The organism is Brevundimonas sp., assembly GCF_046299535.1.
In the GTDB taxonomy this organism is placed as follows: Bacteria; Pseudomonadota; Alphaproteobacteria; order Caulobacterales; family Caulobacteraceae; genus Brevundimonas.
This window is the reverse complement of the sequence record NZ_JBKBIB010000025.1, coordinates 1-15,898: the sequence shown is the minus strand read 5'-3', so window position 1 is coordinate 15,898 and position 15,898 is coordinate 1. Positions and strand designations below refer to the sequence as shown.

Annotated in this window: 15 protein-coding genes; 12 read left to right on the top strand and 3 right to left on the bottom strand. The window is 66.4% G+C overall.

What is annotated here, in order from left to right; genetic code table 11:
• Nucleotides 1–213: 213 nt before the first annotated feature.
• The 3 genes from ACK4FB_RS14510 to ACK4FB_RS14500 are packed head-to-tail and all read right to left on the bottom strand — an operon-like array spanning nucleotide 214 to nucleotide 3,091.
• On the bottom strand, nucleotides 214–1,263 hold the full coding sequence (locus ACK4FB_RS14510) for an RES family NAD+ phosphorylase (protein ID WP_409753829.1): 1,050 nt from the start codon (nucleotides 1,261–1,263) through the stop codon (nucleotides 214–216).
• Nucleotides 1,260–2,198, bottom strand: coding sequence for a sce7725 family protein (locus ACK4FB_RS14505; RefSeq protein WP_409753826.1), 939 nt, complete (start codon nucleotides 2,196–2,198; stop codon nucleotides 1,260–1,262). Before ACK4FB_RS14505 ends, ACK4FB_RS14510 begins: the two co-directional genes overlap by 4 nt.
• 8 nt (nucleotides 2,199–2,206) lie before the next feature.
• A complete protein-coding gene (locus tag ACK4FB_RS14500) occupies nucleotides 2,207–3,091 on the bottom strand; it encodes a sce7726 family protein (protein WP_409753823.1) in 885 nt (294 codons plus the stop codon).
• 248 nt (nucleotides 3,092–3,339) lie between these two features.
• On the opposite strand from ACK4FB_RS14500, the gene ACK4FB_RS14495 reads away from it, so the two are divergent.
• From ACK4FB_RS14495 to ACK4FB_RS14440, 12 genes are all read left to right on the top strand, one after another.
• Entirely contained in the window at nucleotides 3,340–4,533 is a 1,194-nt protein-coding gene (locus ACK4FB_RS14495) for a serine hydrolase domain-containing protein (protein WP_409753819.1), read from the top strand.
• Between the two features lie 171 nt (nucleotides 4,534–4,704).
• The gene (gene rpsB / locus ACK4FB_RS14490) at nucleotides 4,705–5,634 is read left to right on the top strand and encodes a 30S ribosomal protein S2 (RefSeq protein ID WP_409753816.1); all 930 of its coding nucleotides are present in this window, start codon (nucleotides 4,705–4,707) and stop codon (nucleotides 5,632–5,634) included.
• A gap of 251 nt (nucleotides 5,635–5,885) precedes the next feature.
• The gene (tsf, locus tag ACK4FB_RS14485) at nucleotides 5,886–6,821 is read left to right on the top strand and encodes a translation elongation factor Ts (RefSeq protein WP_409753813.1); all 936 of its coding nucleotides are present in this window, start codon (nucleotides 5,886–5,888) and stop codon (nucleotides 6,819–6,821) included.
• A gap of 242 nt (nucleotides 6,822–7,063) precedes the next feature.
• Nucleotides 7,064–7,810, top strand: coding sequence for a UMP kinase (pyrH, locus tag ACK4FB_RS14480; protein WP_409753810.1), 747 nt, complete (start codon nucleotides 7,064–7,066; stop codon nucleotides 7,808–7,810).
• Nucleotides 7,811–7,835: 25 nt separating this feature from the next.
• A complete protein-coding gene (gene frr / locus ACK4FB_RS14475; RefSeq protein ID WP_409753807.1) occupies nucleotides 7,836–8,393 on the top strand; it encodes a ribosome recycling factor in 558 nt (185 codons plus the stop codon).
• A 33-nt stretch (nucleotides 8,394–8,426) separates the two neighbouring features.
• Nucleotides 8,427–9,200, top strand: a complete 774-nt coding sequence (uppS, locus tag ACK4FB_RS14470; protein ID WP_409753804.1) for a polyprenyl diphosphate synthase — start codon at nucleotides 8,427–8,429, stop codon at nucleotides 9,198–9,200.
• Nucleotides 9,200–10,015 (top strand): phosphatidate cytidylyltransferase, encoded by an 816-nt coding sequence (locus tag ACK4FB_RS14465; RefSeq protein ID WP_409753801.1) that lies wholly within the window; start codon nucleotides 9,200–9,202, stop codon nucleotides 10,013–10,015. Before uppS ends, ACK4FB_RS14465 begins: the two co-directional genes overlap by 1 nt.
• A complete protein-coding gene (gene dxr / locus ACK4FB_RS14460; RefSeq protein ID WP_409753798.1) occupies nucleotides 10,015–11,211 on the top strand; it encodes a 1-deoxy-D-xylulose-5-phosphate reductoisomerase in 1,197 nt (398 codons plus the stop codon). Before ACK4FB_RS14465 ends, dxr begins: the two co-directional genes overlap by 1 nt.
• 65 nt (nucleotides 11,212–11,276) lie before the next feature.
• Complete coding sequence (locus tag ACK4FB_RS14455; protein ID WP_409753795.1) at nucleotides 11,277–12,494, top strand: M50 family metallopeptidase; 1,218 nt, start codon at nucleotides 11,277–11,279, stop codon at nucleotides 12,492–12,494.
• Nucleotides 12,495–12,523: 29 nt separating this feature from the next.
• Nucleotides 12,524–14,947 carry an outer membrane protein assembly factor BamA gene (gene bamA, locus ACK4FB_RS14450; RefSeq protein ID WP_409753793.1) on the top strand — a complete coding sequence of 808 codons (2,424 nt, stop codon included), beginning with the start codon at nucleotides 12,524–12,526 and terminating at the stop codon, nucleotides 14,945–14,947.
• Between the two features lie 9 nt (nucleotides 14,948–14,956).
• The gene (locus tag ACK4FB_RS14445; RefSeq protein WP_409753790.1) at nucleotides 14,957–15,529 is read left to right on the top strand and encodes an OmpH family outer membrane protein; all 573 of its coding nucleotides are present in this window, start codon (nucleotides 14,957–14,959) and stop codon (nucleotides 15,527–15,529) included.
• Between the two features lie 24 nt (nucleotides 15,530–15,553).
• Nucleotides 15,554–15,898 (top strand): LpxD N-terminal domain-containing protein (locus tag ACK4FB_RS14440; protein WP_409753787.1); only part of this gene is annotated, 345 nt, incomplete at its 3' end.

Here is a 15,898-nt window from a genome sequence, read left to right as displayed (position 1 = left end):
GCGGCGGCCCAGCGGGCGCGAGACTTTGCGGCGTCAAAGACGGGCGGGCTGTCGGGGAGGTATCTGAATTTGATGTCCATGCCGGACAGTGTGAGGCGCCCCCGGACACGGCGGTGCAAAAGGCGGGATTTTCCGGGCTGGGCCTTGTTTCACAAGGGATTGGCCGTCGGAAATGGGGGGGGGGTAGGGGGGCTGCTGAGCATGCGTACCCGACTAGTCAAACTCGACGGCGACCCGATTGACTCTGCGAAGGACCACTTCCCCGCCCGTCGCGCATGTCGGATCGAAGAGCGCTAGATTTATGCCGCCGCCGACCGAGCTACTGTAGAGGACGCCATCGTAACCGGCGCGCTGTACTCCCTCGTATGGTGCGTTCTTGATCAACTCGCACAGATACTGGCTCGGCACGTAATCGATCGCCGCACCCGACGGAAGCACCGGGCGGGTGAGCTCGTCGCCGAGACGCGCCAGCAACGCCAAATCCTCGCGCAGGGCACCGATCTTGTCTTCATCGCCATAGCTGAACGGCGACAAACGCGTGCGAGGGTCCCGTAGGTCGATGAGGCGCAAATTCTCAGCCAGACGAAACTCAGCGACGCAGCATATCTCGCCGGTATGGGGCCGCACCTCGGAGATGGCCGAGGCCGGATCGGAACCGAGATAGAGGTAGGGAATGCCGGGGGGGTTCGCCCGGCCGTGCGATGATCGGCGGGCCGGGGGTGGCCCCATCTCAGCGACGGTAAAAGGCGTATCCCCGTCCATCAGCCTAGCCCTGTACCAGCGGTCCGGAAGATCCTCTGCAACCAACTCAGGTAGCAGTGAGCTCAGGCGTTCCACGTCTATATTAGCATCGGGGAAGTAGCGATTGACGTACATCAACTCGTGGCGAAGCTGCTCCCAACGCGCCAATCCGTCGCTGCTGAAACGCTCCGACGGTCGAAACGGGATGCGGGTGACCTCACCGTTGTCGAGGATTTCTCCCAGAAGACGTACAGCGTTCGCCTCGTTGATCAGGGTGCCGTTGAACAAATTCCAGTCTTCAGCGAACCATTCAACAAGTGTAAGGCCGTCATCGTGCTCTTCATAGATCGTGACCAGCGGCGCGAAAAGATCGGCTAGTTGGGAGGGCTCAAGAAGCGCGATCTCGGTGGTCCCGCAAAAACTACAGTCGCCGCTGGCTTGGGACAGGTCGATGATAGTTTGCTGAAGGTGGCGGTCGTTGAAGCATTGAACGCAGCAATGCAGTTGGCGCCGGGGGCTCATGCGAAATAGCGAGCCATGGTCTCGATGTGGTGCTGCATGGACAGCTTCTTCACATAGCCCAACCCCGGGAAGTGCTCCTTGTCCTTCAGCGCCTTGAACTCGGCCACCGCATTGGTTGGATAGATACTGGATCCAGACGCCTCCACCGCCTTGACCAGTTTCGTGAGCGCCTCTGCAAACTTGCCAGCGGGATCCGTCGGCGTGTCCATACGGTCCGACTTGAAGTGGTAGATAAACATCGCGTCGTCCGCCGTAGGGTCGATGAACGTCAGGTGGATGGCGATTGCGTAGGCCGGACCGCCGCTCTCGGAGTAGTCGTCTCCCACCGTGAGGAAATCGCCGAACCCATTCATTTGGTCGTCGGCGTAGGTGATGTGCAGGTCGGAGAAGAACTCTTTGTCGGGATGGTCTCTGTTGCGAGAACGCTTCTCAAACCCGTCCTTCACCAGCACCCTCTCGCCATCCTTGAAGTGACGCCGATAGAGTTTGCTGCTCTGCTCGTCGATGAACACGTGGCGGGTTGTTGCGAGGTCAGTGCCCAAAGCATCGGCGAGGGCCTTGCCCTCGGTGAAACCCGCGTGGATCAGCGTCGGTGAGTGCCCCTTGTGCGCGTCGAAACAGGCCATGGCCTCTTCAACCGACATGCCGTTTTTCAGAAGTACGCCAGCAGCAATACCAGGTTTGTCGAGGAAGCCGTCAGCGAGGAGAGCCGAAATGCTGACGCCGCCTCCGGCGTGGTCGCCGTAGTGAGGATTGACGACGACTACCGACTGGCCTCCGGCCTCGCACACCGCTTTGAGCGCCTTTTCAAGCCCTCCAAGGGACTCGCGGACTGGCTCTATGATCGGCAGAAAACCCGCTTGCGCGAGACGTTCAGCGTTCTCTCTGATTGTGATTAGCTCGTACTGCTTGCCGCGAAAGTAAGGATGGTACATCGCGATCCTCAGGTCCAAGCTAAGGCGTCGCCAAGCGGGGTCGCAACGGCTCTCACCAGCCTATTATGATCCGCTTTGCGTAGCGGCACCGAAAGCGCGGCAGGCTGCAACGACGGCGGCAACTGATCAATCAGATCGCTTAAGGGCCGTAGATCGCGTTTGCGTTTCAGAACCTGCACCATTCCGACATGAACTAGACGTGGCGGAAGGCCTTCAAACTTTTCACGCAGAGCGCCGTGCAACCGGGTATTCGGCACGTCTGGCACTCTGATGCCGATGCCCGCAAGAAGTGCCCGTGCCTCGTCGGTCCGCAAGGACTCGAACACTGAGACTGGATCAATCCTGTCCGGCCGATCGGTCGCGGGCTTAATTGTAGAAATCTGATGGCGCCGGGACAGCTGAAGCACGCCGTCGTCGTCGCCTACCATCTGCAAGACGGATCGCACGTGGTTCTCGCCCGCAATGACGAACACGCTCGGAAAGACGTTGCGATAGGCCTCGAGTTGGCGCTCCAGTCGAGACAAGGAGTCCCGCTCGGACTTAATCTCATAGACAGTGGCGGTGCCGTTCAAGATGACCATGTCGGCCTTGCAGTTCCCCGCGCGAAACTCGTTCAGCATACAGGCGGTGCGTAGGGAGTGCTTCCCCAGCAGAACCTTGTGCGTCAACGCAGCCTTGTAGACATACTCGTCCCGGCTGGCACCCATTCGCAGCACAGCGAAGGCGGCCTCGAAGACATCGGCAACATTCCCAACTGCTCCCCGGGTGTTGAGCTCGGCCTCGCGAACGAGGCGGGCAAACAGCGCGGAACGCCCTTTCGTCGCCAGATCGCGAACGACTGCGGACGAGAATAGGCGCGAGGTCGCCGCTAGAATGTTCGCACTGGGTGTCAAACGTTGTCTCTCGCTCGTGATTCTGGCTTCGAGCTTCTCATCAATGTAACCTCCCAGAGAAAATATGGGTTAACTTTTTGGTCTGTCCGCGTCCGAGTGGCCGAGAGCCGGACCTCTTGACTACCGCTTTAGGCCTCCGACTTTCGCCATAACCGCAGACGATATTACGGGTAGTTGCGGACACCGCCTCCCACCGCGCCCGGAGGTCGCGTAAGGTGCCCCCGACTCCCCCCTGTATGGATGTGTGCGTGTTTAGAGTTCTGATTTCCGGCCTTTTCCTTCTGTCCCTCGGTCTGTCCGCCTGTGAGCGGCAGGGGCGGGTGGATGAGGCGGAGGCGGCGGTTCCGATCGCCCTGGCGCGGGCCGAGCCGGTGGTGGTGGATCGGCTGCCGCAGTTGTCGGCGAAGATCGACGCCCTGCCGGTGACGGGCGGGTTCAGCGGGGCGGTGCTGGTGGCGCGGGGGGACGAGGTGCTGTTCCGCAAGGTTTACGGGACGGCCAGCCATGAGCGGGACGAGGCCATGGCGCTGGATACGAAATTCCGCATAGCCTCGGTGTCGAAACAGTTCACGGCGGCGGCGATCCTGCGGTTGCAGGACCAGGGGGTGCTGAGCGTGGACGATCCGGTGTGCCGGTGGATCCAGCCGTGCCCGGAGGCCTGGGCGCCGGTGCGCATCCACCATCTGCTGAGCCACACCTCGGGCATTCCAGACCTGATGCAGCGGCCGGGCTGGGGCGAGATGCGGCGGACGCACCAGACGCCGGAACAGCTGACGGCGGCGTCGGCGGAGTACCGGCTGAGCTTCGCGCCGGGGACGCGCATCCGCTATTCCAACGCGGGCTACAATCTGGCAGGCGCGATCCTGGAGGCGGCGACGGGGCGGGATTATCATGAGTGGCTGCGGGCCGAGTTCTTCGAGCCGCTGGGCATGGACGGCACCGGGTTCGACGACGGCTCGGTCCAGACGGCCATGGGCTACGCCTGGCTGGCGGGCGGGCGGACGCCGCAGCCGGAGTCCAATGCGTCCATCGTCTACGCCTCGGGCGGGCTGTATTCCACGGCGGACGATCTGCTGGCGTGGACCCGGGCGCTGCACGGGGGGCGGCTGCTGTCGGGGGAGAGCTATCGCCTGATGATCACGCCGCACAATCCGCCGGACGACGCGGGCCCGCCGGGGCGGCCGCCGCGGGGCTGGGGATACGGCCTGTACATGGCGGACCTGGGCGCGCGCATGGAGCCGGGGTTCCTGGCCGGGCAGATCTATCACACCGGCAGTTGGGCCGGGTTCCGGGCGCTGGTGACCTATCATCCGGCGCAGGATGTGACGGTGGTGGCGCTGTCGAACTACTACCACCAGAGGGACGCCCTGTTCATGGCCACCCAGTGGGCCGTGGCCGAGGTGATCGGGGCGCCGCTGCCGGAGCGGATCGCGCCGAGCTGAGCCCCTCCGCCCGATCCCCTTGCTTTTCCGGGGCCAGCCCCCTAAATGCCCCCGCACTTCGCACGTGGGCGTGGCGCGTTCCGGGGAGACATCCCGGTTTGCTCCGTTCCGAGGGTCCTTTGACCTTTAACCGCCCACGCTAGGTTCGATCGGAAAAAGGACAAAACGATCATGGCTCTGCCTGAATTCTCCATGCGCACCCTGCTTGAAGCCGGCGCGCACTTCGGCCACCAGACGCACCGGTGGAACCCGAAGATGGAGCGCTACATCTTCGGTTCGCGCTCCAACATCCACATCATCGACCTGTCGCAGTCCATGCCGCTGATGCACCAGGCGCTGGTCGCCGTGCGCGACGTGGCGGCCAAGGGCGGCCGCGTGCTGTTCGTCGGCACCAAGCGTCAGGCGTCGGATCCGGTGGCCCAGGCCGCCAAGCGCTGCGCCCAGTACTACATGAACAACCGCTGGCTGGGCGGCACCCTGACCAACTGGCGCACCGTGTCGGGCTCCATCGCCCGTCTGCGCGAGCTGGACGGCATTCTGGAAGGCGGCGGCGAAGGCCGCAACAAGAAGGAACTGCTGACCCTGCAGCGCGAGCGCGACAAGCTGGAGCTGTCCCTGGGCGGCATCAAGGACATGGGCGGCGTGCCGGACATCATGTTCGTGATCGACACCAACAAGGAAGCGATCGCGATCCTGGAAGCCCGCAAGCTGAACATCCCGATCATCGCGATCCTGGACACCAACTGCGATCCCGACGGCATCACCTATCCGGTGCCTGGCAACGACGACGCCGCCCGCGCCATCCAGACCTACTGCGATCTGATCGCGGACGCGGTGCTGGACGGCCTGGCCACCGGCGCCGCCGCCTCGGGCGTGGACCTGGGCGCCATGGAGAACCCGGTGGAGCCGGCCCTGGCCAAGAAGGCCCCGGCCGCTGAAGCCGAGGCCGCCCCGGCCGGAACCGAAGGCGTCGCCGCCGAGATGGAAGCCAAGGCTGAAGAGCCCAAGGCTGAAGAGACCCCCGCCGTGGCCGACGAGGCCGCCAAGGAAGCCACTTCGGACGCCAACGACGCCGTCGAGACCGAGAAGGCCGCTGTCTGAGGCCCCATGACTCCGCTCATCCCCGCGAAAGCGGGGACCCAGCGCTTTGGGTGTCGCAGCGGAGCGTGACGCGCACGCCGCCCAGTCCTGAAACACCGGCGTCACGCTGGACAGGACTGGGTCCCCGCTTTCGCGGGGATGAGCGGAAAAAGATGACCCATCGACGTCTGATGCGGCGGTGGAACGAGAAACTGACATACGGTCGGGGTAACGCCCGGCCGTTCCCGCATACGAAATTCAGGAGAGAGACCATGGCCGAGATCACTGCCGCCCTCGTGAAGGAGCTTCGCGAAAAGTCCGGCGCGGGCATGATGGATTGCAAGAAGGCGCTGGTTGAGACGGGCGGCGACGTGGAAGCCGCCATGGACTGGCTGCGCACCAAGGGCCTGTCCAAGGCCGCCAAGAAGTCCGACCGCGTCGCGGCCGAGGGCCTGGTGGCCGTCGCCAGCCGTGAAGACGGCAAGGGCGAGACCGCCGCGGTCATCGAGTTCAACGCCGAGACCGACTTCGTGGCCCGCAACGAGCTGTTCCAGAACGCCGCCAAGGCCTTCGCCGAAGCCGCGCTGGACGCCGAGGGCGTCGAGGGCGTCAACGCCGCGACCCTGTCCGGCGGCAAGACCGTGCAGGACGAGGTGACCAACCTGATCGCCACCATCGGCGAGAACATGCAGGTGCGCCGCGTGGCCCGTCACGCGGTGTCCGAAGGCGTGGTCGCGTCCTATGTGCACAACTCGGTGGCGCCCTCGCTGGGCCGCATCGGCGTGCTGGTGGCGCTGGAAGGCGCCGCGGACAAGGCGCTCTTGCGCGACCTGGGCCGCAAGATCGGCATGCACATCGCCGCCACCGCGCCGCTGTCGCTGAACACCGACGACCTGGACCCCGTGGCGGTGGAGCGCGAGCGCGCCGTCCTGACCGAGAAGGCCAAGGAAGACGGCCGCCCGGAAAACATGATCGCCAAGATCGTGGACGGCCAGATCGCCAAGTTCCAGAAGGACGTGGTGCTGTCCAAGCAGCCCTTCGTCATGAACCCCGACCAGACCATCGAGCAGCTGGTGGCGGACTCGGGCAAGGAATTCGGCGCCGAGATCAAGCTGACAGGCTTCACCCGCATGGCCCTGGGCGAAGGTGTCGAGAAGGCGGCCGAGCCCGACTTCGCCGCCGAAGTCGCGAGCATGACGGGCGGCTGAGGCCGCCTTTCCCTCCCCCTCGGGGGAGGGCGGCTGGCGCGACAGCGACAGCCGGGTGGGGAGGGGCGGGCGAGGCAGACTCGCTGTTTCACCGGGACGCCCCCACCCGGTCGCTTCGCGACCACCCTCCCCGGGACGGGGAGGGAGAAAATGAAAAGGGGCGCGTCGGCTTTAAGGTCGGCGCGCCCTTCGTCTAGTATGGGCCCGCCGATTCCGGCGCCCCGACCCGAGAGAGCATCGCCATGAGCCCGACCCGCGCCGATCCCAAATACAAGCGCGTGCTGGTCAAGGTGTCGGGCGAGGTGCTGATGGGGGACCAGGGCTACGGCCTGGACATCAAGACCGTGGACGCCATCGCCGCCGAGATCGCCGAGGTGGCGCGCACCGGGGTGCAGCTGTGCCTGGTCATCGGCGGCGGCAACATCTTCCGCGGCCTGTCCGGCGCGGCCAGCGGCATGGAGCGCGCCAGCGCCGACTACATGGGCATGCTGGCCACGGTCATGAACGCCCTGGCCATGCAGAACGCCCTGGAGCGGCTGAACGTGGACACCCGGGTGCAGTCGGCGATCCAGATGGACACCATCTGCGAGCCCTACATCCGCCGCCGGGCCCTGCGCCATCTGGAGAAGGGCCGCGTGGTGATCTTCGCCGCGGGCGTCGGCGCGCCGTTCTTTACCACGGACTCGGGCGCCGCCCTGCGCGCCGCCGAGATGGGCTGCGACGCCCTGCTGAAGGGCACCAGCGTGGACGGGGTCTATACGGCCGATCCCAAGAAGGATTCGTCGGCCACGCGCTATGACAACCTGACCTATCACGACGTGCTGGCGAAGGACCTGCGGGTCATGGACGCCTCGGCCATCGCCCTGATGCGCGACAACGGCATCCCCATCGTGGTCTTCTCGATCCGCGAACACGGCGCCCTGAAGGCTGTGCTCGAGGGCAGGGGAGTCTATACGGTCATCAGCGACAACCCGGCGAACGGGGCCTGAGGTCAAAGGAAACACGGACAAGAGCATGAGCAAACCCGATCTCGCATCCTATCGAAACCGCATGGACAAGGCGGTGGCCGCCCTGAAGGAAGAGTTCAGCGGCCTGCGCACCGGCCGGGCCAACTCGGGCCTGCTGGATCCCGTGCAGGTGGAGGCCTACGGCTCCGTCTCGCCGCTGAACGCGGTGGCGGCCATCAGCGTGCCCGAGCCGCGCATGATCACGGTCAGCGTCTGGGACAAGGGCATGGTGGTCTCGGTGGAGAAGGCCATCCGCGCCGCCGGCCTGGGCCTGAACCCCATCGTCGACGGCCAGACCCTGCGCATCCCGATCCCGCCCCTGACCGAGGAGCGCCGCAAGGATCTGGTCAAGCTGGCCGGCAAGTACGCCGAGCAGCAGAAGATCGCCGTGCGCAACGTGCGCCGCGACGCCAACGACGACCTGAAGAAGGCCGAGAAGGCGGGCGACATCAGCCAGGACGATCAGAAGAAGATGGAGGCCGAGGTCCAGAAGGACACCGACGCCGCCATCAAGCGCATCGACGAGACGCTGAAGACCAAGGAAGCGGAGATCATGCAGGTGTGAGGCGGCTTGACCGCCCGGCCCGGCACACAGGGAATGGCTGACGACATGCGCGCGCTGGATGCGCCCACCGACGGCCCTTCCGATCCGGGGGCCCGGCATGTGGCGATCATCATGGACGGCAACGGCCGCTGGGCCGCCGCCAGGGGACTGCCGCGCGCGGCGGGCCACAAGGAAGGCGTGGCCGCCCTGAAGCGCACCGTGCGCGGCTGCGCCGGGCTGGGCGTGCGCTGCCTGACCGTGTTCGGCTTCTCCACCGAGAACTGGCGCCGTCCGGCCGACGAGGTCTCGGACCTCATGGGGCTTGTGCGGTCCTATGTGGCCAGCGACCTGACGAGGTTGGCGAAGGAGGGCGTGCGCATCCGCGTGCTGGGCCGCCGCGAGGGCCTGCCGCCGGACATCGCCGCTCTCGTCCAGAAAGCCGAGCGCGACACCGCGCACAATGACCGGTTCCTGCTGCAGGTGGCGTTCAACTACGGGGGCCAGGCCGACATCGTGGACGCGGCGCGCAAGCATGCGGAACGGGTGCTGGCGGGAGAGGCGGATGCAGCGATCAGCGAGGCGGACTTCGGCGGCCTGCTGTCGACCGCCGGGGCGCCCCCCCTGGATCTGATCGTGCGGACTTCGGGGGAGGAGCGGCTGTCCAACTTCCTTTTGTGGGAGGCGGCCTACGCCGAACTGGTTTTTCAGGACATCCTGTGGCCCGATTACGGGCCCGAGGCGCTGAAGGCGGCGCTCGACGAGTACAAGGCGCGCGAGCGCCGGTTTGGCGGGCGTCCCGCCGGGGCGGCCATGGCGAAGGCGAACTGATGGCGTTTCGGGCCAAGGACATCGGATTGCGGGCGGCCTCGGCGCTGGTGCTGGCGCCGGCCGCCATTCTGGCCACCTGGGGCGGGGGCTGGTGGTTCGCCGCCCTGATCGCGGCCGCCTGCATCCTGCTGGCCCGCGAGTGGGCGCTGATGAGCGCGCGCGGCGCCCAGCGGCTGGTGTGGGGCGCGGTGGCCGCAGCCCTGGTGGCGGTGGTGCTGATCGCCCATGTGGGCCATGTGCCGGCGGCGTTGATCACTCTGGTGTTCGGGGCGGCGCTGGCGGGGGCCTTCGCCCGGCGGCTGGGGCAGCAGGGGCTGGATGCGGCCTACGGGGTTCTTTACCTGGGGTGGCCCGCCATCCTGTTCATCTGGCTGAGGGGCCAGCCGGACGGCCTGGGCTGGACCGTGCTGCTGTTCATGACGGCGTGGTCGGCGGATGTGCTGGCCTATCTGGTGGGGACCCTGCTGAAGGGCCCGCGGCTGTGGCCCCGGTTCTCGCCCAACAAGACCTGGTCCGGCTTCATCGGCGGGCTGATCGGCGGTCTGGCGGCGGGCGCGCTGGTGACGGCCTCGCCGTGGCCCGATCTGGGGACGCTGAGCGTTGCCTGGGGGGCGGCGCTGGGTCTGGCGGGCGCCATCGCCACCATGGCGGGCGACCTGTGGGAGTCCGCCCTGAAGCGGCGCTACGGCGTCAAGGACGCGGGGGATCTGATCCCCGGGCACGGCGGACTGATGGACCGGGTCGACGGGCTGATGTTCGCGGTGGTGGTGATCGCCGCCGGATTTGTCCTGTTGCAGTGGATGGGCGTGGCCTGATGATCCGTCGCCGCGTGACCATTCTGGGCGCCACCGGATCGGTAGGACGTTCGACCCTGGACCTGATGGATCAGGCCGCGCAGGCGGGAAGCGGCGCCTTCGAGATAGAGGCCCTGACCGGGGCAGGCAACATCGCCCTGCTGGCGGAACAGGCGCGGCGCTGGCGGCCGCGGCTGGTGGTGACGGCCGAGGCGGAACGGCTGGACGAGCTGAAGTCGGCCGTGGCCGGGCTGGACGTGGCCGTGGCGGCGGGACCCGAGGCGGTGGTGGAGGCGGCGACGCGGCCCGCGGACTGGGTCATGGCGGCCATCGTCGGCGCGGCCGGGCTGCGCTCGGCCTGGGCGGCGGCGGGGACCGGGGCGACGCTGGCCCTGGCCAACAAGGAAAGTCTGGTGAGCTGCGGCCCGGCCCTGATGGCGCGAGTGCGACAGGCGGGCGGGCGGCTGATCCCGGTGGATTCCGAGCATTCGGCCATATTCCAGGTGTTTCCCGCCGACGCGCCCGAGCGGGTGGCCCGGGTGGTGCTGACGGCCTCGGGCGGGCCGTTCCGCGCGTTCTCCCGCGCGCAGATGGCGCGGGTGACCCCGGAGCAGGCCGTGGCCCATCCCAACTGGAGCATGGGGGCCAAAATTTCTGTCGACAGCGCCACCATGGCCAACAAGGGCCTTGAGATGATCGAGGCGGCCTATCTGTTCGGGCTGGAGGCCGGGCGCATCGACGTGGTGGTGCATCCGGAGTCCATCATCCACAGTCTGGTGGAGATGATCGACGGCTCGACCCTGGCGCAGATGGGGCCGCCGGACATGAAGACGCCCATCGCCTGCGCCCTGGCCTGGCCCGACCGGATCGCCTGGCCCGCGCCGAGGCTGGATCTGGCGGCGCTGGGAGCCCTGACGTTCGAGGCGCCCGATGAGACGCGGTTTCCCGCTCTGGCGCTGGCGCGGCAGGCGCTGGAAGCCGGCGGGGCCGCCCCGGCGGTGTTCAACGCCGCAAACGAGGTGGGCGCGCGCGCTTTCCTTGACCGCAAGCTGGGCTTTCTCAATATTGCCGCAGTCGTGGCCGAAACCATGGAGCGACTGGCGCGAGCCGACGAGGCCGCCGACGCTCCGGATGCATGCGATGCCGCTCTGCGCATCGACGCCCTGGCGCGACGGACGGCCCGGGGGATCGTGGCCGATCACGCCCAGGCGGCGTGACCATGTGCGCGTAATAGAGGGGAGCCGTCGAATCCCTCGACGGCTTTAGGGAGACGCTTCGCTTCATGTTGGATTTCATCGGCCAGGCGCTGATCTACGTCGTGCCGTTCCTGCTGGTGCTGACGCTGGTGGTGACCATCCACGAGCTGGGGCACTTCTGGGTGGCGCGGGCCTTCGGCGTGAAAGTGGACCGGTTCTCCATCGGCTTCGGCAAGGGCGTTCTGAGCCGCACGGACAGGCACGGCATCGAATGGCGGCTGGGGTGGATACCCCTGGGCGGCTACGTGAAATTCTCGGGCGATGTGGACGCCTCCAGCGTGCCGGACGCGCGCGGCCTGGACGCCATGCGCGAGGAGATCGCGGCGACAGGGGGGGCGGGCGCCGAGAAGGACTATTTCCACTTCAAGCCGGTGTGGCAGCGCGCCCTGATCGTTGCGGCCGGACCGTTCGCCAATTTCGTGCTGGCCGTCACCATCTTCGCGTTTCTGTTCAGCCTGATCGGCGTGGAGGTGCGGCCGCCGCGAATCGCGGGCGTGGCGCCGGAGAGCGCGGCCGAGGCCGCGGGCTTCCAGACCGGCGACCTGATCCTGCGGATCAACGGCCGCGCCGTGGAGGATGATTCGACGGTGCGCCGCATGGTGGCCCTGAGCGCGGGCGATCCGATGGAATTCCTGGTGCAGCGGGGCGACGCCGAGGTGGCCCTGACCGCGACGCCGCAGAGAATCGAGCGCTCCGACCCCATCGCGGGGCCGGTGCGGATGGGCGTTCTGGGCGTCGAGCTTCAGCCCCTGGCCGGTGAACGGCGCCATGTGCGCTACCCGCCCCACGAGGCGGTGTGGCAGGGCGTGCGCGAGACCGGAGACGTGCTGGGCACCACCCTGACCTATCTGGGGCGCATCATCACGGGGCGGGAATCCGGCGATCAGCTGAGCGGTCCGCTGGGCATAGCCAAGGCGTCAGGGGCGCTGACCAACGCCGCGGCCGACGTGGAGGCCTCCGCCGGAATTCGCCTGGCGAACGTATCCCTCACGCTGATCAGCTTCGCCGCCATACTTTCGATCGGAATTGGCTTTCTAAACCTGTTGCCGATTCCGGTTCTGGACGGCGGTCACCTGCTGTTCTACGGCTACGAGGCGGTGGCCCGGCGTCCGCTGGGGGCCAACGTCCAGGAGATGGGATATCGCGTTGGTCTTGTATTGCTGGTCGGATTGATGTTGTTCGCCACCTGGAACGACCTGCGAAAGCTCAGTCTCTTTCAATTCCTGGGCGGGCTCGCTTCATGAGCATTCGCCGCTCGCCGATGGTTTTCTCCATGATTCAACGACGTTCCGAAGCTCTCCGCACCCATGGCCGCGCCAGCGCCCTGGCGCTGATCATCGCCGCAGGCCTGGGCGGTCCAGCGCTGGCGCAGGACGCCGCGCAGACCGGCGAGATCCAGCTGCCCCTGGCGGAGCAATCGCAGCCGGAAGTCTCGCAGGCGGGACAGGTGGGCGTCGCCAACCGCATCATGGTGCAGGGCAACCAGCGGATCGACCAGACGACCATCCTGTCGTACCTGCCGATCCAGCCCGGGAACGCCGTGGACCCGGCGGTGCTGGATGTGGCCGTGCGGACCCTGTACCGCACCAACCTGTTCGCCGACGTGCAGATGGCCCTGAACGGGACTGATCTGATCATTCAGGTCGTCGAAAACCCCGTGATCAATCAGGTTGTGTTCGAGGGCAACAGCGCCATCAGCGAGGACAAGCTGCGCGAGGAGGTCACCATCCGGCCGCGCGGCATCTACACGCCCGCCCGGGTGCAGGAGGACGTGCAGAGCATCGTCGAACTGTACCGCCTGTCCGGCCGCATCTCGGCGACGGTGACCCCGAAGCTGGTTCAGCTTGAGCAGAACCGGGTCGATCTGGTGTTCGAGATCGATGAAGGCGTCTCCACCGGGGTGCGCGGCATCAATTTCCTCGGCAACCAGGCGTTCTCGGACAGCGACCTGCGCGGCGTCATGGTGACCAAGACGTCCCGCTGGTGGCGGCTGTTCTCCAGCAACGACAACTATGACCCCAACCGCCTGGACTATGACCAGGAACAGCTGCGCAGCTTCTATACGAACCGCGGCTACTATGATTTCCGGGTCGTTTCGGCGGTTGCGGAGCTGTCTCCCAATCAGGATGATTTCCTGATCACCCTGACGGTGGACGAGGGCGACCAGTACAATTTCGGAAACATCGCGGTCGAAACCCAGAGCGAACGTCTGAACGCGGATTTCCTGCGCCGTCTTCTGCCGCTGCGTGAAGGCGACCTCTACGAGAGCGACCGGATCGAGCAATCGGTCGACGCCCTGACCTTCGCCGCGGGGTCGGCCGGCTACGCCTTCGTCGACATTCGACCCGGCTACCGCGCCAATCCCGAGACCCGCACGGTGGACGTGACGTTCAACGTGAGGGAAGGGGAGCGGGTTTACGTCGAACGGATCGACGTGGTCGGCAACACCCGCACCATCGACCCGGTCATCCGCCGCGAACTGATGCTGATGGAAGGCGACGCCTTCAACCGTACGCTCGTGGAGCGGTCCCGCAACAACCTGCGGGCTCTTGGCTTCTTCGAGGACGTCACCATCACCGAAGTGCGGGGCAGCGAGCCCGACCGCAGCGTGGTGACCGTCCAGGTGACCGAGCAGCCGACCGGCGAACTGTCGGTGGGCGCCGGGTTCAGCTCCGTCGACTCCTTCATCGTCAATCTGGGGATTTCGGAGCGCAACTTCCGCGGTCGCGGCCAGAACGTGGTGGCGCGGCTCGAGTGGGGCTCGATCCGGCAGCAGATCGACTTCCGCTTCACCGAGCCCAAGTTCCTCGGCCGCGACGTGCGCGCCGGATGGGATCTTTATCACTCGCGGTACGACTACAGCGAATACTCGTCGTACAGCTATGCCTCGACGGGCGGCGGCGTCAGGTTCTCATGGCCCATCAACGGCTACACCCTGCTGTCCACGCGCTATTCGTTGCGCGCCGACGACGTGACCGTGCCGGGCAATTTCTGCGAGAGCGGCGCCGGGTCGCGCGCCCTGTGCGAACAGATCGGCGAATCCTTCAACTCCTCGATCGGCTACACCCTGCTGGTGGATCGCCGTAATGATCCGATCCGGCCGACGCGCGGCTGGACCGGCAACCTGCGGCAGGACTTCGCAGGCGTGGGCGGGGACGTGAATTACGTGCGGACGGAGCTGGACGCGTCCTGGTACTACGGGTTCAGTCCGCAATGGGTTGTCACCCTGCAGGGCTCAACCGGCTATATCGCCGGCTGGAACGGCGACGCCATCCGGATCAACGACCGCTTCTTCAAGGGCGGGAACAGTTTCCGGGGCTTTGAAACCGCAGGCATCGGTCCCCGGGACCTCATTCAGGCCAGTTCACGCGGCAACGCTCTTGGCGGAAATTTCTACGCCATCGGCACGGCGGAAGTGACGCTGCCTAACTACCTGCCTGATGAGTACGGCATCCGTACATCCCTGTTCGTAGATGTCGGCACGCTCGGGGTGCTGGATAATCGCTACAAGCTTCAAGACGACGGCACCGTTGATCCCCTTATCGTCGATGAACTTGCCCTGCGGGCCTCCGCCGGCCTCAGCGTCCACTGGCGTTCGCCGATGGGCCCGATCCGGCTCGACTTCAGCAAGGTTATTGCACGCGAGGACTATGACGTGACCGAAACCTTCCGTTTCTCAACTTCGACCCAGTTCTAAAGGCTCAAAATGAAACGTCTTATCCTTACCGCCGTCGCGGGCGTGATCGCGCTCTCGGCCCAGGCCGCCGCCGCCCAGACCCAACTTCAGAACCCGGGTCCGGCCATTCCCGGCATGTGCGTCTATCACAACGAGCGTCTGCTGGCGCAGTCCTCCGCCGGCCAGTCCCTGAACCAGGGCATGCAGCGCCTGGTGCAGGAAGTTCAGGGCGAACTGGCGCCTTACGGCACCTCCATCCAGACCGAGGCCACCGCTATCCAGCAGCTGCCGCAGGACCAGCAGGGCCCGCGCGTCCAGGCGCTTCAACAGCGCATCCAGGAAGCGCAACAGCTGGAGCAGACCCGCGACGTGGAGCTGCGCTACACCCGCGCCCAGCAGATCAACGCCATCGCCACCGCCGTCGACCCGATCATCGTCGCCGTCTATCAGGAGCGCGGCTGCGGCATCCTGCTGGACCGGGAAAGCGTCTATGTGATGAACCCGGCCATGGACGTCACCGACACGGTGATCGAGCGCCTGAACAGCGCCCTGCCGTCGCTGAGCTTCACGCGCCAGTCGCCGCCGGCGCAACAGCAGCAGTAAGTGCAGGGAGCGGGTTGATCCGGCATGCCCGACGCCCGCTTCTTCACGACCGCTGACCCGCTGACCGTCGCGGACCTCGCCGCCCTGACCGGGGCCGAGGTGGTTCGCGGCGGTGAGGCGGCGCTCAGGACCGTCGCGCCCCTGTCCCAGGCGGATCGGGGCGCGATTGCGTTTCTGGGCGACCGTCGTCATCTGGCAAGCCTGTCGGGCACCCGGGCGGGCGCCGTGCTTGTCAGCGCGGCCATGTCCGACCGCGCGCCGGATGATGCGGTGGTGTTGACCACACGATTCCCCCAGGCGGCCTGGGCCCTGGTGCCGGCGCGCCTGCATCCGCCCATCGAGGCGGGCGAGACGCCGGGCGTCGATCCG